We start from the raw sequence: 17649 nt of genomic DNA, 5'->3' as shown, positions 1-17649 counted from the left end.
GTTTAAAAAGCCCAGTAATGGGCTTTTTTGTTAATTGGCTAAAGGTAACTTGCTTGACTTAACCCTCATCTGCTTTATGAATAAAACAATCAATAAAATTGAAATTGCAATACAGAACCAAATCACTGCATTTGTAAGCCCAAAATGGTCAGCTAAATATCCTACTGCTAGGATGGGTAGAATTGTTCCGAGATAGCCGATAAAGAGATAAGTAGACATGACGGCGGCTCGATTGTGAGGTGTGGTCATGTGATGAATAAGCCCGAAAGCCCCAAGTAAAGCTAAGCCATGTCCAATCCCAAACAGACCATCGCTTAGGAAGAATAACCAGCTGATTTTAAACTCCATACAGAGGAATAAAGCGATCACACTAATGAAGCAAGTCATGATACCCAGTAATAGGCTGGATTGCGGTTTGATTGATCTTGAAAAAAATTGTGTCGCAGCTGAAATCAGTAAAATGACAGTAATGGCAGAACCACTAATCAGTGGACCGTGCCAAGGCAAAATGTCTTTAACAAATGAAGGAGATAGTGAGGCGTATAAACTAAATCCTGCAAAAACAGCAAATGCAGTCAAGCTCAGTATAAAAAATTGAGTGCGATCATGTGATTGTGGTGTTAATAATTTGGGAGCAAAATTAAATTTTTGCACATCAAAAGGTATAGGTTTGAGTGTAAGTAGACTAAAGAAGCAAAATATTGAACCTATCACAATGGGTACATAAGGTATTACCAAAGGATATGCAAAAAATTCAGCAAAGAATCCCCCAAATAAAGGACCTAAACCAAATCCAACAGCAGTAATGATTGAGCTTAATTGTGGTGCAATTTGTTTGTGGGAAGTTGGAACAGTTTGAATAAGCCCAATAAGAGCAGATGTCGTCATCAATCCAGATGCAATACCAATGATAAATCTTCCCCATGAGAGAGACATGACATCGCTCGAAAAGATAGACATTAACAAGCCAATGGTGATAAAAATAAGCCCAAGTTGCATAGTTTTTACATAACCAATGGTATTACTGGTTCTGCCCAAAAACAGTAAAGTGGTCAGGCACCCTAGCATGTAGGAAACGAAAATAAAGGTGATATCGCTCGGGTTTAACCCCCATAATTCTTGGTAAATTGGATAAAGTGGGCTAGCAAGCGCTGTTCCAATGGTGCCGATACAGAGTGCGATACTTACGAGAATAAAATCTCGCCACGATTGGTTTTCATTCATTATTTGTCTTATAGAACAGCAGTGCTGATACGAAGATTCATTAGTCTATGTCGACTGTTAAGCATGAGTCAATTATCTTCAATCAGTTAAAATTCAACTGTCATATTTGGTTTCACGTGAAACAATTTATGAGGTTTAAAATTACATAAAAACTGATCTTTGTAGAAAGTAGAAGATTAGAATAAGCAATAATATCCATCAAACATATGCTCAACTTATGTATAAAAAAATTTTAATCAGTGCTTTACTTGCACTGTCTACAAGTTCTAGCTTTGCGAATATTGAATTGCTTCAGCAAAAAATTAAAACGCAGCACCCAAAATTGAATATTCAAAATTTACAAAAAACTGAGATGAAAGGTCTCTATAGCGGATCTTTAGACAATCAGATTATTTATATTGATGAAGAAGCTAAGCATTTATTCTTTGGATCAATGATTCGTATCGAAGATCAAAAAAATCTAACACGTGATTTGGTGCTGAAACATAATTCAGTCGACTTTAAACAACTTCCACTTCAAGATGCCATTAAGACTGTAAGGGGGAATGGTAAGCGTCAGCTCGCGATCTTTTCTGACCCAAATTGTCCATATTGTAAGACGCTTGAAAATAATTTAAGCCAGTTAAAAGATGTGACAATTTATACGTTTATGTATCCAATTAAATCTCAATCGATCCAGCCCTCTAAACAAGTTTGGTGCTCCGCAAACCGTGAGTTTGCATGGAATGCCCTTTTACAAAAGAATCAACAACCAACAGCCCAAGCTGATTGTTCAAACCCTATTGAAAGAAATTTGGAACTTGGACGTCGTCTAGGTGTTCAAGGAACGCCAGCAATTATTTTTGAAAATGGATTTAAGGTAACAGGCGCTTATCCAGCTTCAGAAATTGAAAAAATTTGGAAAGAGCTGAACTTATAAAATCTAGTTCATAGAAATGAAAAAAAGCACCTTAACAAGGTGCTTTTTTTCGTTAAGATTTTTTGGTAACGAGGTTATAAATAAACAGAACGATAATTGCACCTATGACTGAAGCAATAAAACCTGCCGATGAACCTTCGGGATAAATATTAAGAAGGCGTCCACCATATGTAGCAAGTAATGAACCAGCAATACCTAATAACGTCGTGACGATGAAGCCTGCTTTATCGTCACCAGGATGAATTGCGCGAGCAATTAAACCTGCTATAAAACCGATAAGAATAGCTCCAATAAGTGAAAACATATTTGTTCTCCTTTTTATCATGAATTTTTATTGTGTCGCTCAAATATAGTTGATTATGTATCGATGTTTGAAAAGAAGAATCACGCTACATGTTGTTGTTATTTTGTTGTTTATAAAAAAAGTGGCATATGCCACTTTCTTAAAAAAAATTACAGACCGATTTCACCAATGAATGGAATGTGACGGTATTTTTGATCGTAATCTAGTCCATAACCTACGATAAATTTATCTTCAACTTCAAATCCTAGAAACTCTACTTCCAAGTCGATTTCTCTTCGAGAAGGCTTACTGATCAGCGTGCAAAGTTTGATAGAGTTTGGCTCACGAGTTTCAAGGATTTCTACCACTTTACTCAGCGTATTGCCTGAATCGATGATGTCCTCTACGACAAGAACATCTTTACCACGAATTTCACCATCAAGGTCTTTTAGAATTTTAACATCACGACTAGAAGTCGTTCCACTGCCGTAACTTGAAACTGTCATAAAGTCGAGTTCGTGTGGTTTTTCAATGGTGCGGCATAGGTCTGCCATGAAAATCACTGAACCGCGAAGTAAGCCTACAAGAACCAATTCTCGATCACTATTTGCATAGTGAGCATTAATTTGATTACCAAGTTCATTAACTTTCGCTTGAATTTCTTCAGCGGAAATCAACACTTTCATGTCAATGGTCATGGGTAGATACCTAAAACAACAATTCTAAAATTAAAAAAGGTGTTGACCTGCAACACCTGAAATATGCTTCGATTTTAAAACATATCCCAGAATGTTGCACCCTTTTTAAAAAAACGAAATGTAAACTAATGGTTTATTAATGCGCATCGCGTTTTAGTACGACAGCACAAACTAAGAATACAGCACCAATTAACACATATTTTTTAATTGGGTGTTGTGGTTGAGTCTGAGCATTAGGATGCTGATTGTTGATATGCTTTTTGTCCATAAATATAAGTCGCCTCAATATTTCGATCATCACCCATGGTAAACAATGCGAAAAGTGCATCTTCAATATTTTTAGCGCGTTGTTGTCTTAATGTTTGTAATGCAGTGGCATTCAAATTTAATACAACAAAATCCGCTTCTTTTCCAATATTAAAGTTACCAAGTTTATCCTCGAGCGCTAATGCTTTTGCTCCACCTAGGGTCGCATGATAAAGCGATTCAAATGCAGATAATTTGTCGCCTTGGAGTTGTTGAACTTTATAGGCTTCATTCAACGTTTGAAGCTGATTAAATGAAGTCCCCGCACCGATGTCAGTGCCAAGACCGACTTTGACTTGTTTATCCCAAGTTTTTTTCAAGGGAAACAACCCACTTCCTAGAAAGAGGTTTGAAGTCGGGCAGAATGCGATTGCAGAGTTTGTTTGATGCATACAATCCCATTCATGCTCTTCTAAATGAACGCAGTGAGCGAAAACAGATTTATTGCCTGTTAATCCATAGTGGTGATACACATCTAAATATCCATTTTGCTCAGGAAAAAGCTCTTTCACCCAAGCGATTTCATTGGTGTTTTCACTCAAATGAGTATGAATATATACATCAGGATATTCAGTTTTTAACTGCCCTGCTCTTTTTAATTGTTCTGGTGTAGAGGTAGGCGCAAAGCGAGGCGTAATGGCATAAAGGTTTCGACCTTTACCATGCCATTTCTCAATCAATTCTTTGCTATCTGTATAAGCAGTTTCAGCGGTGTCTGTCAGTGCCTCAGGTGCATGACGATCCATTAATACTTTGCCTGCAATCAAACGCATCTGGTATTGTTCTGCCGCTCCAAATAGTGCATCAACAGATTCTTTGTGAACTGTACAAAAAACCAATGCAGTCGTTGTGCCATTTTTCAGCAGCTCATTGACAAAAAAGTGTGCAATTTGGTCTGCATAAGCTTTGTCTTGAAATTGGATTTCTGTAGGAAAGGTATAAGTATTCAGCCATTCGAGTAATTGTTCGCCATACGCACCTACCATTTCGGTTTGAGGAAAGTGAATATGCGTATCGATAAAACCAGGAACAATCAGTTGATCTGGGTAATGCTCAACTTGAATAGAGGATTCAAGCTGATGGAGCTGTTGTTGCCCATCTTCCCAACGACCAAACCATTGAATTTTACCCGCTTGAGTAATCAATAAACCATCTTCTACGTAACGCACTTGGTCGTGAATTTCACGCGCTTGGGCAACCGTATTCTGAATATCTAGGAAGCGACCGCGAATCGCCGTCGATGCAACTACAGAAGACATTTAAAACCTACACTTTTAATTTTTTCGGTTGATTGTAACTGATCTATCTTAATTAAACTGTATATCGTTTGCTGAGCCCCCACTCTGCGAGAATACGACGATAAGTAGTCGAAGATCGATCAGCCTCAAAATGAGCTTCCATCATTAAATCAAGCGGTAATTCCTCAGGTTTTTGCGATTCTACGATGTCTTGGTCTTCGGCAAAAATTTGGGCATTAAAATCATAGACTGCTTGTAAATCTCCAGTCTGATCAAAATTACGCATCAAAGGAACAAATAATCTGGTTTGATTGACCGATACAGGACAACACGCATTCAAGATTTTTAAAATCCCATTGTCTGGAAAATCTACAGTTAATATTGCTGAAAATGGTGGGTAAATATCAAAAGTTCTTTTCCACTCAAAACCTTCTGGCTCTAAGTGTTTCAAAGCATGCGGGTAATTACTGACACCACTAATATAAATTGTTTTTAAACCATAGTCTGTTCTCTCAGTATGGTATTTCGGTACAACTGGGTTGTTTCGATCAGCAAAAGCTTCGTGATGCACCCATGCAAAGTGAGCTACATCAATGAATCCTTCGAGTTGACGACCTGCTGAACCTGCAATATCAACGTACGGAGGTAAAATAGACTGATGATCAGGATGATCCCAAGTATCGAGTTGAGGAATATTATTGTGTTGAAAATCACGTCCATGCAAGCTGGTCCAGACCAGTCCATATCTCAAAATTACTGGAAATTGGGTTAAGCTAAAACGATCAGATATCTTAGTTAAATCAGGTTGAGCAGGAATTTTCGTACATTTCCCTGCAAGGTCGAATCTTAGCCCGTGATATCGGCAAATAATTTCTTCACCTTCTACCCATCCTTTGCTTAGAGGTACACCTCGATGAGGGCAGATATCACGCACTAATCGAATTTCCCCCTTGTCAGTTTGGTAAATCGCCATTTTTACATCAAGTAAAGTGACCTGATGTGGTGTGGTTGAAACATCTTGAATACGAGCCACTGGATACCAATATTGCGCGAGAATCTCCCAATCTTGTAAGTCGAAACTACATTGGCAAGGTGCACTGAGTGGATTTAATGCGGGAATCATATTCATCGTCATTTCCTAAAAAAAAGAGCTCCGAAGAGCTGCGCTAAATTTACTGAGCTTTTTCTTGGGTGATAATGCAAGATCTTTGCCAACCGCCTCTTAACATTTAAAATTGGAGAGCTAAGTGGAAATGTTAAATTCTAATCAAAAGATATAAAGTGAATTTACCCATGGACTTATATGAGAAGTTAAGTCATTTAATACGATCTAATGCAGATATTTATGAACTTTTACAGTGTTTACGTCAGATTGATAGTGCGGCCTATTTTAGTGCGGGCTTGATTCGAAATTGGATCTGGTCTTATTTACATAATAAAAATTATTCAATTTTTGAAACTGAAATTGATGTCATCTATTTTGATCCTTCAGAAAAAATGGATGAGAGGCGAAATTATTTAAAGGATGCACTTCAACATAGATATCCTAATATTCACTGGGACATTACAAATCAAGCTCTGGTACATCATTGGTACAGAACTGATGAAGGTGCTCAAATTGATCCATATACTTCAGTACATCATGCTATGAGTTTTTGGCCAGAAACGGCAACCGCAATCGCCATCAAATTAATGGAGAATAATCATATTGAAATTCTCGCACCTTTGGGGCTTGAAGATTTATTTACTTTAAAATTAAGGTGGAATGATCGTTTGGTTTCACGTGGAGTCTTTGAACATAGGCTTAAGTCAAAATGTTTTTTGGAACGATGGCCTAAGTTAAGCTTTGTGAATTAGATGGCTCATCTAAGGATATAAATAAAGCCTTCAGATGAAGGCTTTATTGAATTCAACAAAGTTTGACCTTATAAGGTCGTTTGATGATGTTTTTTACTATAACGGATTGAAAGCCATGCAGTAATTGAAAGGACAATAACGATAAAACTTAATGAAATCCAAATTGGCATATGAAATACGTCAAGCATAAGCATTTTGAAACCGATAAAAATTAAAATAGCCCCAAGTCCATAAGGTAAATAATGCATTTTTGAAGCGGCTCCAGACAGTAAGAAAAACATAGCCCGTAGACCGAGGATAGCCATCAAGTTGGCTGTAAGGACGATAAAAGGATCAGTGGTCACCGCAAAAATCGCTGGAATAGAATCGACTGCAAAAATAACATCAGAGGCCTCGACTAAAATCAGCACTAAAAATAATGGGGTTGCCCTTAGAACGCCAGTTTGCCTTACGAAAAATTTATTTCCTTCCAATTGAGGAGTAATTCGCATGTGTTTACGTAGCCATTTAAGAATGGCCATATCTTCAATATTTGGATCATCCTCTTGTCCTTTAAGGAATTTAAATCCGGTGTATACAAGGAAAGCACCGAAGATATAGAGGATCCAAGAAAATTCCTGAACGAACCACGCACCGATAAAAATAAAAATTGTTCTGAGAATAATAGCGCCCAATACGCCATAAAGGAGTAATTGACGTTGAAGTGCAGGAGGTATAGCGAATGCAGCAAAAATCATTAGCCACACAAAGACGTTATCAATTGCGAGTGACTTTTCCAGTAAATAGCCGGCAAAATATTCCATAACTTTCGTATTGGCTACGTTTATACCAGCGGTATTTTCTAGATATAGCCATAGTCCACCACCAAAAAGTGTTGCGACAGTGACCCATGCAATACTCCAATAAGCAGCAGTTTTAACTTTAACTTCTTGACCTTCTTTTTGTTTAAAACCTAGAAAGTCAATTAAGAGCATAATCGTGACGATGCCAAAAAAAATGACATAAAGCCAAATATTGCCTATGGTTTCCATAGTGATCTCCAATACTGGCAATTGATTTTGGCATAAAAAAACCTCGACCAGTTGCCAGATAATAATTCTGAAACAACATGATCAAGGTCTTGCCTACACCATTTTGATTATGCATTTTAGATAATCGAAATGATGCTCAGATACCGACTTCTTTCAAAGTGTAATGACGATATTCTGACACAGTATTTAAGTACTGTTGGAGGAGGCTACTCCCCTTGTTCAAATTTGATAATAAATTACGTTGAAATCGTTTCATTTGATTTCGAGTGCACAAAGGATGACACACTTATAAGTTGTGTGCAAATTATTTAAATGGGTTATTAAATTTGTCTTTAAAAATTGAAATTAATAAGATTATTGCAATGATGATCAATACTACAATTGATATTAAATAGATATCCATTTCATTTACTCATTAATGTTTTAACAATAATAATACATTTATATATTAAAAAAATAACATTTAATGATTATGACTGACAATATATATTTTTGTTTTTTATAATATTTCTTTTTTTAAAATAAATTAAAGTTTTGAATTTGTAATTGATAGACAAGTTTGTCCCATTTTTTCATAGTGTTATGTAAATATGTCGTTCTAATCTATATTTAATAACGAATGATAGGATAATGATAATGTTAGAAATTAAACATCAAGAAAATGGATCAAAAGGTGAGTTTTTTATTGGTGAAGATGGCCATCATTTAGCTGAAATGACTTATTCATGGGCAGGTGAAGATAAATTTATTATTGATCATACTTGGGTTGATGATTCATTAAGAGGGCAAAACGTGGGACGTCAACTTGTTGACCGTGCGGTGGAATTAGCTCGTCAAAAGAATGTTAAAATCCTACCGCTTTGTCCATTTGCTAAATCTGTTTTCAACAAAGATGAAGCAATCCATGATGTTCTGTTTAAATAAAATCATACAGTGAGCGGTCATATGCAGTTTGAACATATCGATAGTGTGAAAGGCGGTGAGTTTTATCTCACGGACGCAGATCAATCAAGAATTGCAGAAATCAGCTATCGTTACCAAACTCCACAGATCATTATAGCGGATCATACTTGGGTCGATGATCGTTTACGTGGACAAGGAACTGCAAAGTTATTGTTAGATCGACTTGTAGAATTTGCTCGTACAGAAAAATTAAAAATTGTTCCAACTTGCTCTTATGTGGTTGTCATGTTTAAGCGTTTTCATAATGAATATCATGACGTTATCGCTTAAATATAAAAAAGCCCGCAGAGCGGGCTTTTTTATTTATTCTTTTGCTTTGAGTGCTTGAATGAGTTTTTGATGCAAACCACCAAATCCACCGTTTGACATGATCACAACGGCATCCCCCTCGCCTGCTTCATTCACGACATTTCGGATGATCTCTTCTAAAGTACGCGCTACCACAGCTTTATTCGGAGCAGCTTCAACAACAGGTTGTAGATCCCAATCTAAACCCTCAGGTTGATACCAAATCACTTCATCTGCCAATCGAGCAGAATATGCTAAACCATCTTTGTGGCTTCCCATTCGCATCGTATTTGAGCGCGGCTCAATAATAGCCCATAGTTTACGTTCGCCTAGTCGTTTACGAGCACCATCCAGTGTTGTGTCAATTGCTGTTGGGTGATGAGCAAAATCATCGAAAACTTCAATACCTCGAATGGTATCGAGGAGCTCCATACGGCGTTTTACACCACCAAAATTCGATAATGCTTCGCATGCAGTTTCAATGGAAACACCTACATGCTCTGCAGCTGCAATGGTTGCTAAAGCATTTGCAACGGAGTGTTGACCTGTCATCGACCATTGGACTGTACCTTTTACTTCGCCGTCTTTTAAGACTTGGAAATGAGTACCATCTGCAGAAAGTTGGTTTGCAGAGATAGTTGCTTGATCATGAGATTCAAGCGATGTACGGACGATCGGTGTCCAACAGCCTTGTGACAAAACTTCATCAATATTTGATTCAGTGATTGGTGCGATGATACGGCCTTCACTTGGAATAGTACGAACCAAATGATGAAATTGTTTTTGAATGGCAGCGAGATCATCAAAGATATCTGCATGATCAAATTCAAGATTATTCAGAATAGCTGTCTTTGGATGGTAATGAACAAATTTAGATCGTTTATCAAAGAAGGCAGAGTCGTATTCATCTGCTTCTACACAGAAATATTGACCTCCGCCTAGACGAGCACTTTCTTTAAATCCAAGTGGTACACCACCAATTAAAAAGCCCGGTTCCAAGCCCGCTTGATCTAATACCCAAGCTAACATCGTGGTAGTGGTTGTTTTTCCGTGTGTACCAGCAACCCCTAATACATGTTTACCTTGTAGCACATGGTCGGCAAGGAACTGTGGTCCAGAGATATAGGGTAAACCCTGATTTAGCATGTATTCAACGGCGTCAATTCCACGTTTCATGGCATTACCAACGATCACTAAATCTGGGTGTGGTTGCAAATGACTACGGTCATAACCTTGCATTAAGGTAATACCCGCATTTTCAAGTTGTGTCGACATAGGTGGATACACATTTTGGTCCGAGCCTGTCACTGTGTGCCCTAGGTCTCGAGCTAACAGTGCTAACGATCCCATAAAGGTGCCACAGATTCCCAAAATATGCAGATGCATGATGATTTACTCCACTACTCTTTTCGACACAAACATCTTTTTGGTGCTGTTGTCATGTGTTATTTGATTTGATGTCAACGATAACAAGGGTCTTGGTGAAAAGATAGTGATTATTAGAAGGCATTCCGTAAAATTTTGCAGAAATAAATTTTTAAACTTATGAGCTAAAATCTATAAATATTTTTAATCTAGTATGATGAAACGAAATGATTTAATCGTAGAATAACGCGGACGATTTAACTTGAGATTTAAATGATTTATTTACCTTTATTGCTTCTGATTTTAGCAAATTGCTTTATGACTTTGGCGTGGTATGGTCATTTAAAATTTTTGCCGCATGATGCCCCTTTATGGCAAGCCATTCTATTTAGTTGGATCATTGCATTATTCGAATACAGCTTAATGATTCCTGCAACCAAGATGCTGGCTCAAAATGGCTGGGCTGTGGGACAAATGAAAATCACTCAGGAAGTCGTTACGCTATTGGTATTTGTTCCTTTCATGATTTTCATGTTTAAACAGCCTTTCAAATTAGATTATGTATGGGCTGCACTTTGCTTATGTGGTTGTGTCTATTTTGTATTTAGAACACCATGATTCAAAAGGATGAAGATTAACTAAAGTTATTTTCATATTCCCGAACTAATCTTTGACGATCAGGTTCAAAATCAAAATGTTTTAAGCAGCGTGCCAAGATTTCATGTGCCATTTCATGAGCAGCTTCCCGTAGTTCCGGTTCAGATACATTTTTTTCAATCATGGATAAGCATTTAATTATTCTTTGATTTAATTCGATATTACTTATACAGTCCCGTGCCATCGGTGCAAAGCTACTGCTAATAAACTCACGAATATCAAACATATCGACACTGATATTCGAGAAATTAAAAGTTTTCTGTTCTGGATCTGGCTGACTATCAATAATAATCCGCGTTAAGGCATTGATCGCACTAATTGCTGAACCCACATCATTAATTGCAGCTGACATCGCTTTTTGTCCAACCTCGCTCATGACCAATAAACCAAATCTTGGGTCTTGTAAAAAGCTACGGTTCGTTTCGATAATTACGTATTCATGAATTTGTTGTTCTAAATTTTTTAATTCTTCATCATCTATTAGATTTTCTGCAAAGACTTCAATCAGAACCAGTGATGGGTCTACAAATTTCCCAGGAAGAAAAGCAAGATGAATATGTGCATTGTGAGTTTGAGCAAGAAGATTTAAGGACTCAATATCAAAATGAGTAAAATAACCTGTCTGTTTTGGGTGTATTTTGAGTTGGCTTTCGCCCAATGGTTTTTGTCCAGAAGCGCCAAAGTTGGGGTGTGTACGGAATGTACTTAAAGCTTGAGATGCTGCTGTTTCAATTTTAGAAATAGCATTGGTTAATGTGCCAAGCTGAGACAATGTTTGTACCCAGCGAATTAATGTCACAATCAAATAAATGAGAACCAAAATGGTACTTACGAATAAGACAAATCGACCCGAAACGCCATAATATTGTAAACCTAAAGCGATTTTTGCGATGACGGCATAGATAAATGCGGAAATAAAACTGGTAATTGCGAGACGAGTATTATCATCATTCATCATCAGCTTATAAGCACGTGGCGTACCACTCGATGAAGCTGAAGCAAATGCGGCAACCATAATCGAAAGTGAAAATGTAGTGACCGCCAGCATACTCGAAGCAATGATATCCAGTAGGCTACTTAGTGTTTCAATACTGATATTTGGAACCGCGTGTGATGGAATAAAATAACGACTTGCAGTTGCAAATAAAGAGAAAAAAATCGCTAATAAAGCTCCAAGTGCTGGTGTAAACCATAAATTTTCTGCAGGGTTATTCCACCATAATTTCAGTTTAAACCACATTCTATATTCTCCTTTTTATTTTTTAATTTGAATGGCTTAGTTCAGTTTAATCCAAATTCAATTTCAATTTATCTTGAATGAGCCAGATGTTTAAGGTGGATGAGGCAGAACAATGACCAATCATAAAATTCATTTTTATGTCTATTAACAAGTATATATTTTTAATCCTTATTTTATCAGCTTAACTTTAGACCTATTCATTTTCAGTCTATAATAGTGAGTTCTTATTAAAGCTTGGCTCTCGTCGAGATTTATCTCTCTTACTTTAATCTCTGGAAACATTGCAATGAATGCGGCCGCTTCACAAGACACTCCTCTCGTTGGAATTATCATGGGCTCTCAGTCAGACTGGGCGACACTCGAACACACTGCCAATATGTTGAATCAGCTTGGTGTACCTTTTGAAGCGGAAGTTGTGTCAGCACATCGTACGCCAGATCGTTTGTTTGAATATGCTGAGCAAGCTCGTGATCGTGGTATCCAAGTGATTATTGCGGGTGCTGGTGGTGCAGCGCATTTACCGGGTATGTGCGCAGCGAAGACTGATCTTCCTGTTCTAGGTGTGCCGGTTAAATCTTCGATCTTGAATGGTGTTGATTCATTGCTTTCAATTGTACAAATGCCAGCAGGTATTGCTGTCGGTACATTGGCAATTGGTCCTGCAGGTGCGACCAATGCTGCGATTATGGCGGCACAAATTTTAGGTTTAACTCGCCCTGATATTGCAAAGAATGTAGCCGATTTTCGTTTAGCGCAAACTGAGAAAGTTGCGAGTAAAAATATTCCTGGTCAAGCTTAATTCGAGAGAAATCTTATGGATAAAACCATCGGTATTTTTGGTGGCGGTCAATTGGGTCGAATGATGGCGCAGGCGGCACTTCCATTAAATATTCAATGTACTTTTTTTGAAGCAAGTACAGACTGCCCTTCTGCTGCTTTGGGTCCAGTGATCTCAACCCAAGCTAAAAATGGCTTACAGGATTTCATTAATAGTGCAGAAGTCTTTTCTTTAGAATTTGAAAATACGCCATTGTCAGATGTAGACGTATTAACTGAAACTAAGCAACTGCATCCCCCGCGTCAGGCTTTAGCGATTGCTCAACATCGCTTGTCTGAAAAAGCGTTATTTGATGAGTTAGATATTCCAGTAGCACCTTACAAAGCGGTGACATCACTAGAAAGTTTACAAAACGCGGTCGCTGAACTTGGTCTTCCAATCGTACTAAAAACTTCACGTGGTGGTTATGATGGTAAAGGTCAGTTTGTCTTACGCACTGCGGATCAAATTGATCAAGCATGGGCGGAACTTGGTCCTGCGGGTGAATTGATTGCTGAAAGTTTTGTGACTTTCTCGCGTGAAGTGTCAATCATTGCAGTACGTGGTCAGAATGGTGATGTGAAAACATGGCCATTGGCTGAGAACCACCATCACAATGGTATCTTATCGCACTCGATTGTCCCTGCACCGAACAGTGTAGATCTACAACCTGTAGCACAAGATTACGTCACTCGCTTGCTTAACCATTTGAACTATGTCGGTGTGCTGACGCTTGAGCTATTTGTGACGGACAAAGGCTTATATGCTAATGAGATGGCGCCACGTGTACACAACTCAGGTCATTGGTCGATTGAAGGTGCTGTGTGCTCTCAGTTTGAAAACCATATCCGTGCTGTTGCAGGCTTACCTTTGGGTTCAACTGAGATAATTCGTCCAACGGTATTGGTGAACATTATTGGTGAGCATCCAAAGACTGAAGATGTATTGGCTTTAGAGGGTGCTCATTTGCACCTTTATAATAAGTCAGAACGTGAAGGTCGTAAAATTGGTCATATTACCTTAATGCCAATCAATAGCTCAGAATTGACTACACTCTGTCGTCAGTTGTCGAAAATTTTACCAAACCCATTAGCATTAAGTGAAGATATGACCATCTAAACTTTAAGTTGCTGATAAAAAAAGCGATCACACGAGTGGTCGCTTTTTTATTTATCTTGTTTAAGGCATGATTGCGCCTCTTTAAAAATCACTGGCCATTGGTCGGATGAAATTTTAAAAAATTGCATAATAATTATACTATTAGTTCTGATTAGAACACATATTTTGAACTGTGTATAAGTTTGATTATGGCTTATGTGAGCCATCTTAACTTTGAATTCAAAGCGGTTTTAAATTCAAATAAAATGCATACGCAGTTTTTAAATTTAAAATAATAGGCTTGCAGGATATTTTGAATTCAAAGTTACTATTGAGGTTTGAATTCAAAAATGTATTTAAAGATTTATATTTAAATTCTTATCTATTGAGTAAATTAAATTATTTTAATATTTATAATTTTCAATGATTTATGTTAATTTGTGGTATTGGATGACTGTGGATAAGTTTTTTTGAATTTAAATATTGTGTGGCGGTTTAAATTTAAATTCAATAACAAATGAATTTAAAACTAGGTTGTGGATAAGTTTTTAAATTTAAATTTTCAAAATAAATTTAAAAAAGTAGAAAGTATGAATTTAAATTTACGATTCGATGCTTTAATTTTTAGAGTGAGCTGTTAAGGTAAAGACATAATTCCAACATTTTAGAATTACAGGGTCTTATGCAACGGCTTGCACTCACGATAGGTTCATTTTTTTTAGCGATGTCTCAAACTCATGCTGAGTTGATTATTAATGGTCAGTCTGTGACAGCCTCGCCATCCATGACGGCAACTGTGTCATCCGCTCCTAATTTTCAGCAATGCATCTCGAATTTAAAATCACAAGCGATTACTAAAGGGGTTAGCTCGGCGACGTATGATCGTTACACGCAGAATTTAACTCCTGACTATTCTGTGATTGAACGTTTAAATTATCAGCCTGAATTTTCGACGCCAATTTGGGATTATTTGTCAGGTTTAGTTGATGATGAACGTGTTCAATTGGGGCAACAGAAACTTCAACAGCATCGAGAAACACTTGACCGTGTAAGTGTGGCTTATGGCATTCCAGCTGAAATGGTGGTTGCAGTTTGGGGAGTTGAGAGTAATTATGGTGATATTTCTGGACGCTATCCATTGCTTCAAGCTTTGGGAACTTTAAGCTGTGAGGGGCGCCGTCAATCGTATTTTAGAGGTGAATTTTTTACCACCATGAAACTTTTACAGCGTGGTGATGTTCGGGAAGAACAATTGAGAGGATCGTGGGCAGGGGCTTTTGGTCATACTCAGTTTATGCCTTCAACCTATGATGAGCTTGCTGTAGATTTTGATGGTGATGGACGACGTGATCTAGTCTCGAGTATTCCAGATGCTTTGGCTTCAACAGCAAATTTTTTGAAGAAAAGAGGATGGCAAACTGGTCAACCTTGGGGATTTGAAGTGCAGATTCCTGCAGGAATGTCAGTTGTAGGTGAGGGGCGACGTAATAAGAAAGCATTGTCTTATTGGGTTAATCAAGGATTGAATAGAGTGGATGGCTCCCCTTTAATTCAGGGTAATCTTTCTGCATCTTCTCAAGCTGGGTTGCTTGCGCCTGCTGGCAGTGCTGGGCCGGTCTTTCTAGTATTTAAAAATTTTGATGCTATATATAGTTATAACGCAGCAGAAAGTTATGCGTTGGCAATCGCACATTTATCAGATCGATTGCAAGGAAAAGCTAAAATTGCAAAAGCTTGGCCGACTGATGATCCTGGTACATCAAGAGCAGAACGCCGAGAAATTCAACGCTATTTAATCCAGCGCGGTTACGATATTGGTGCGATTGATGGTTTAATTGGGGATAAAACTCGACAGGCAATTCGTCAAGAGCAAACCCGATTGGGGTTAAATCCTACAGGTCGAGCGGGACAGCAGATATTGAGTGCATTTAGAAATGAGCAGGCTCAGCTGATGATGCAATAAATAGGTTCTCGGATTAAAAAAGGTCAACATAGGTTGACCTTTTTTCTGATGATGTTTCTAAATAATAGAGCGATCGATTTTAACAGCATCGAGTAAGTCAAAAATGACTAAGGTTACATCTTGACTTAATTCTCGATCGTTAAAAATTTCATAAGCTGTAATGGTGACATCTGTATCGCTTGGAAGCTGGCGTTGTTCCTCTTCAATTAAATCTTGAATAGGTAATAATGTTTGCTTAATTTGAATATGTAAGACGTCTTCGAATTTAATGTTCTCATCATCGAGTTCGATGAGTTGTTTATTGAAATATGGCAGTAAAATTGAGTAGAGATAAGGTTGAAGCTCGACAATATCAAATATTTCAATATCACGAGTTTCCTCGATCGTGCTGATATGATCATTTACCTCAAGAATAATATGATAATAACTCACGTCTCTCTCCTCTGATTAATTTTAAAATACCTTAACACGAATTCAAAACTATTCAATTAAATCCTTAATTTAATTATGGGATTGAGATGTGATGCTGATTTTATCGACTTTTGAGTAGTTCGAGATCAGCAGCAGTCAATTTAAAATTGGAGAAATTCTGCTTTTCTAGAATTGGATACATTAAGGCATTGGGGTCATTAGTATGCTGAAGACCTAATGCATGACCAAATTCGTGAGCCAATGTGATTCGAAGCTCATCTATAGATTGAAATTCATAAATATTGATTTCACGACCATTAAACTCGCCTTTATGGAACATTTTGGCTTGAAAAACTTGGTTGAATTCATCAATGGCTTTACGTTGTTGGTGTTGGGATTGATTGAATTTTTCTACTTTATCGTTGAGTTCTGTTCGTAAGGTGTTAAATCGTTCAATATTGCTTTCAATCTCAAGCTTTTGTTGTGTGAGTCGTGTCTTAGAGGTATTGATCTGCTGAAATTGTGAATCTGTAATAGATGTGTTTAAGCCATTAATATGGTGGACAAAATTATTATGTTGATCTAGATCACTACTATAGTTATGTTGCTGCTGTTCAATTTGCTGTTTTAAAAATTCAAGTTGTTGTGATTCTTGCTCTAGCTGTAATCTCATTTGGTCGGCTAATGATTTGCTATTTTCAAATTGCTTTAGCGTATGCTTTCTATAATTGGATTCATTTTGACGTTCATCAAAAATGAGATTAATTGTAAGACGAGCATTGGGGTCGTAAACGAAATACTTTTGTTGAGTTTGATTTTCCCAGATATTCGCTGCCTCTTGAGTTATTTGGCGTAATGCCTCTGTATCAAGTTGAAATCTTGGGTCAATAAACCCAATACGATATCTTAGGCGTTGATCAATGGGGTGTTGAAGCCGATCTAAAGTTGAATTGTGATTTAATTGAGGATGAATAAAACGTTGTACAGCAAAATATGCAACGCATAAAAAGGAAAAGATCAGAATAATGGAGCGCATCATGCGAGCAATTCAACTTAATTTTTATTCAATGTAGCCTAAAAAAACATTTTGGAAAATAAAACATCAAAATATATGAGCTCCAGTGTGTATAAAAATGAAAATTATTCGTAAAATTTAAATGAATGATGAAAATAAATATGAATAATGATTAAAAAACGAGTGAAAATTCATGTTTTTCATCTTTTTAGTCGAAAAAAGCAACACCCGTTGAAAATAAGTGAAATAAGGGGTTGCAAGGGAAGAAAAAATCTA

At 37.3% G+C, this 17649-nt stretch carries 19 protein-coding genes; 8 read left to right on the top strand and 11 right to left on the bottom strand.

What is annotated here, in order from left to right:
• Positions 1-30 precede the first annotated feature (30 nt).
• On the bottom strand, positions 31-1224 hold the full coding sequence (locus AC1M84_RS13280; RefSeq protein ID WP_481588058.1) for an MFS transporter: 1194 nt from the start codon (positions 1222-1224) through the stop codon (positions 31-33).
• A 217-nt stretch (positions 1225-1441) separates the two neighbouring features.
• Here AC1M84_RS13280 and AC1M84_RS13275 point away from each other — a divergent pair, with 217 nt between their 5' ends.
• On the top strand, positions 1442-2143 hold the full coding sequence (locus AC1M84_RS13275; RefSeq protein WP_481592399.1) for a DsbC family protein: 702 nt from the start codon (positions 1442-1444) through the stop codon (positions 2141-2143).
• A gap of 52 nt (positions 2144-2195) precedes the next feature.
• On the opposite strand, the gene AC1M84_RS13270 is transcribed toward AC1M84_RS13275, so the two are convergent.
• The 5 genes from AC1M84_RS13270 to AC1M84_RS13250 form a co-directional block, all read right to left on the bottom strand.
• On the bottom strand, positions 2196-2447 hold the full coding sequence (locus AC1M84_RS13270; protein ID WP_035268591.1) for a GlsB/YeaQ/YmgE family stress response membrane protein: 252 nt from the start codon (positions 2445-2447) through the stop codon (positions 2196-2198).
• 149 nt (positions 2448-2596) lie between these two features.
• Positions 2597-3124, bottom strand: a complete 528-nt coding sequence (gene hpt, locus AC1M84_RS13265) for a hypoxanthine phosphoribosyltransferase (protein WP_035268589.1) — start codon at positions 3122-3124, stop codon at positions 2597-2599.
• A gap of 136 nt (positions 3125-3260) precedes the next feature.
• Positions 3261-3392 (bottom strand): hypothetical protein, encoded by a 132-nt coding sequence (locus tag AC1M84_RS13260; RefSeq protein WP_257219949.1) that lies wholly within the window; start codon positions 3390-3392, stop codon positions 3261-3263.
• The gene (guaD, locus tag AC1M84_RS13255; protein WP_481595155.1) at positions 3358-4689 is read right to left on the bottom strand and encodes a guanine deaminase; all 1332 of its coding nucleotides are present in this window, start codon (positions 4687-4689) and stop codon (positions 3358-3360) included. The genes AC1M84_RS13260 and guaD overlap by 35 nt, the downstream gene beginning before the upstream one ends.
• Before the next feature lie 52 nt (positions 4690-4741).
• Entirely contained in the window at positions 4742-5797 is a 1056-nt protein-coding gene (locus AC1M84_RS13250; RefSeq protein WP_481595154.1) for a Rieske 2Fe-2S domain-containing protein, read from the bottom strand.
• A gap of 152 nt (positions 5798-5949) precedes the next feature.
• On the opposite strand from AC1M84_RS13250, the gene AC1M84_RS13245 reads away from it, so the two are divergent.
• Complete coding sequence (locus AC1M84_RS13245) at positions 5950-6525, top strand: nucleotidyltransferase family protein (protein ID WP_481595153.1); 576 nt, start codon at positions 5950-5952, stop codon at positions 6523-6525.
• A 68-nt stretch (positions 6526-6593) separates the two neighbouring features.
• Here AC1M84_RS13245 and AC1M84_RS13240 read toward each other — a convergent pair whose 3' ends face one another.
• Positions 6594-7556 (bottom strand): TerC family protein, encoded by a 963-nt coding sequence (locus tag AC1M84_RS13240; protein WP_481595152.1) that lies wholly within the window; start codon positions 7554-7556, stop codon positions 6594-6596.
• Positions 7557-8192: 636 nt separating this feature from the next.
• On the opposite strand from AC1M84_RS13240, the gene AC1M84_RS13235 reads away from it, so the two are divergent.
• Both AC1M84_RS13235 and AC1M84_RS13230 read left to right on the top strand, forming a co-directional pair.
• Positions 8193-8480 carry a GNAT family N-acetyltransferase gene (locus tag AC1M84_RS13235; RefSeq protein WP_035268578.1) on the top strand — a complete coding sequence of 96 codons (288 nt, stop codon included), beginning with the start codon at positions 8193-8195 and terminating at the stop codon, positions 8478-8480.
• A 21-nt stretch (positions 8481-8501) separates the two neighbouring features.
• Positions 8502-8789, top strand: coding sequence for a GNAT family N-acetyltransferase (locus tag AC1M84_RS13230; protein ID WP_035268576.1), 288 nt, complete (start codon positions 8502-8504; stop codon positions 8787-8789).
• A gap of 33 nt (positions 8790-8822) precedes the next feature.
• Here the strand turns inward: AC1M84_RS13230 and mpl are convergent, their stop codons facing one another.
• Positions 8823-10193 carry a UDP-N-acetylmuramate:L-alanyl-gamma-D-glutamyl-meso-diaminopimelate ligase gene (gene mpl / locus AC1M84_RS13225; RefSeq protein ID WP_092768737.1) on the bottom strand — a complete coding sequence of 457 codons (1371 nt, stop codon included), beginning with the start codon at positions 10191-10193 and terminating at the stop codon, positions 8823-8825.
• A 252-nt stretch (positions 10194-10445) separates the two neighbouring features.
• Between mpl and AC1M84_RS13220 the strand changes: the two genes are divergently transcribed.
• The gene (locus AC1M84_RS13220; RefSeq protein ID WP_035270328.1) at positions 10446-10790 is read left to right on the top strand and encodes a DMT family protein; all 345 of its coding nucleotides are present in this window, start codon (positions 10446-10448) and stop codon (positions 10788-10790) included.
• A gap of 16 nt (positions 10791-10806) precedes the next feature.
• Here the strand turns inward: AC1M84_RS13220 and AC1M84_RS13215 are convergent, their stop codons facing one another.
• Positions 10807-12069 (bottom strand): DUF2254 domain-containing protein, encoded by a 1263-nt coding sequence (locus AC1M84_RS13215; protein ID WP_481589601.1) that lies wholly within the window; start codon positions 12067-12069, stop codon positions 10807-10809.
• A 286-nt stretch (positions 12070-12355) separates the two neighbouring features.
• Between AC1M84_RS13215 and purE the strand changes: the two genes are divergently transcribed.
• From purE to AC1M84_RS13200, 3 genes are all read left to right on the top strand, one after another.
• Positions 12356-12868: a 5-(carboxyamino)imidazole ribonucleotide mutase gene (purE, locus tag AC1M84_RS13210; RefSeq protein ID WP_035270333.1), complete on the top strand. Its 513-nt coding sequence runs from the start codon at positions 12356-12358 to the stop codon at positions 12866-12868.
• A gap of 15 nt (positions 12869-12883) precedes the next feature.
• Positions 12884-14005: a 5-(carboxyamino)imidazole ribonucleotide synthase gene (locus AC1M84_RS13205; RefSeq protein WP_180028799.1), complete on the top strand. Its 1122-nt coding sequence runs from the start codon at positions 12884-12886 to the stop codon at positions 14003-14005.
• Positions 14006-14666: 661 nt separating this feature from the next.
• Positions 14667-15947 (top strand): lytic murein transglycosylase, encoded by a 1281-nt coding sequence (locus AC1M84_RS13200; RefSeq protein ID WP_481595151.1) that lies wholly within the window; start codon positions 14667-14669, stop codon positions 15945-15947.
• A gap of 57 nt (positions 15948-16004) precedes the next feature.
• Here AC1M84_RS13200 and AC1M84_RS13195 read toward each other — a convergent pair whose 3' ends face one another.
• Together AC1M84_RS13195 and AC1M84_RS13190 are read right to left on the bottom strand one after the other, a co-directional pair.
• Positions 16005-16379 (bottom strand): hypothetical protein, encoded by a 375-nt coding sequence (locus AC1M84_RS13195; RefSeq protein WP_035270344.1) that lies wholly within the window; start codon positions 16377-16379, stop codon positions 16005-16007.
• Between the two features lie 100 nt (positions 16380-16479).
• Positions 16480-17397 (bottom strand): matrixin family metalloprotease, encoded by a 918-nt coding sequence (locus tag AC1M84_RS13190; protein ID WP_180028797.1) that lies wholly within the window; start codon positions 17395-17397, stop codon positions 16480-16482.
• Positions 17398-17649: the final 252 nt, after the last annotated feature.

This window comes from Acinetobacter sp. 24-47-66 (genome assembly GCF_056779755.1).
This window is presented reverse-complemented; position numbering and strand designations above follow the sequence as displayed.

Bases quoted from the DNA above. Each gene is read 5' to 3' on its own strand.
- AC1M84_RS13250 (WP_481595154.1), bottom strand. From the start codon at position 5,797: ATGAATATGATTCCCGCATTAAATCCACTCAGTGCACCTTGCCAATGT.
- AC1M84_RS13205 (WP_180028799.1), top strand. From the start codon at position 12,884: ATGGATAAAACCATCGGTATTTTTGGTGGCGGTCAATTGGGTCGAATG.
- AC1M84_RS13190 (WP_180028797.1), bottom strand. From the start codon at position 17,397: ATGATGCGCTCCATTATTCTGATCTTTTCCTTTTTATGCGTTGCATAT.
- guaD (WP_481595155.1), bottom strand. From the start codon at position 4,689: ATGTCTTCTGTAGTTGCATCGACGGCGATTCGCGGTCGCTTCCTAGAT.
- AC1M84_RS13215 (WP_481589601.1), bottom strand. From the start codon at position 12,069: ATGTGGTTTAAACTGAAATTATGGTGGAATAACCCTGCAGAAAATTTA.
- AC1M84_RS13230 (WP_035268576.1), top strand. From the start codon at position 8,502: ATGCAGTTTGAACATATCGATAGTGTGAAAGGCGGTGAGTTTTATCTC.
- AC1M84_RS13220 (WP_035270328.1), top strand. From the start codon at position 10,446: ATGATTTATTTACCTTTATTGCTTCTGATTTTAGCAAATTGCTTTATG.
- hpt (WP_035268589.1), bottom strand. From the start codon at position 3,124: ATGACCATTGACATGAAAGTGTTGATTTCCGCTGAAGAAATTCAAGCG.
- AC1M84_RS13260 (WP_257219949.1), bottom strand. From the start codon at position 3,392: ATGGACAAAAAGCATATCAACAATCAGCATCCTAATGCTCAGACTCAA.
- AC1M84_RS13235 (WP_035268578.1), top strand. From the start codon at position 8,193: ATGTTAGAAATTAAACATCAAGAAAATGGATCAAAAGGTGAGTTTTTT.
- AC1M84_RS13200 (WP_481595151.1), top strand. From the start codon at position 14,667: ATGCAACGGCTTGCACTCACGATAGGTTCATTTTTTTTAGCGATGTCT.
- AC1M84_RS13280 (WP_481588058.1), bottom strand. From the start codon at position 1,224: ATGAATGAAAACCAATCGTGGCGAGATTTTATTCTCGTAAGTATCGCA.
- AC1M84_RS13275 (WP_481592399.1), top strand. From the start codon at position 1,442: ATGTATAAAAAAATTTTAATCAGTGCTTTACTTGCACTGTCTACAAGT.
- AC1M84_RS13270 (WP_035268591.1), bottom strand. From the start codon at position 2,447: ATGTTTTCACTTATTGGAGCTATTCTTATCGGTTTTATAGCAGGTTTA.
- AC1M84_RS13240 (WP_481595152.1), bottom strand. From the start codon at position 7,556: ATGGAAACCATAGGCAATATTTGGCTTTATGTCATTTTTTTTGGCATC.
- purE (WP_035270333.1), top strand. From the start codon at position 12,356: ATGAATGCGGCCGCTTCACAAGACACTCCTCTCGTTGGAATTATCATG.
- mpl (WP_092768737.1), bottom strand. From the start codon at position 10,193: ATGCATCTGCATATTTTGGGAATCTGTGGCACCTTTATGGGATCGTTA.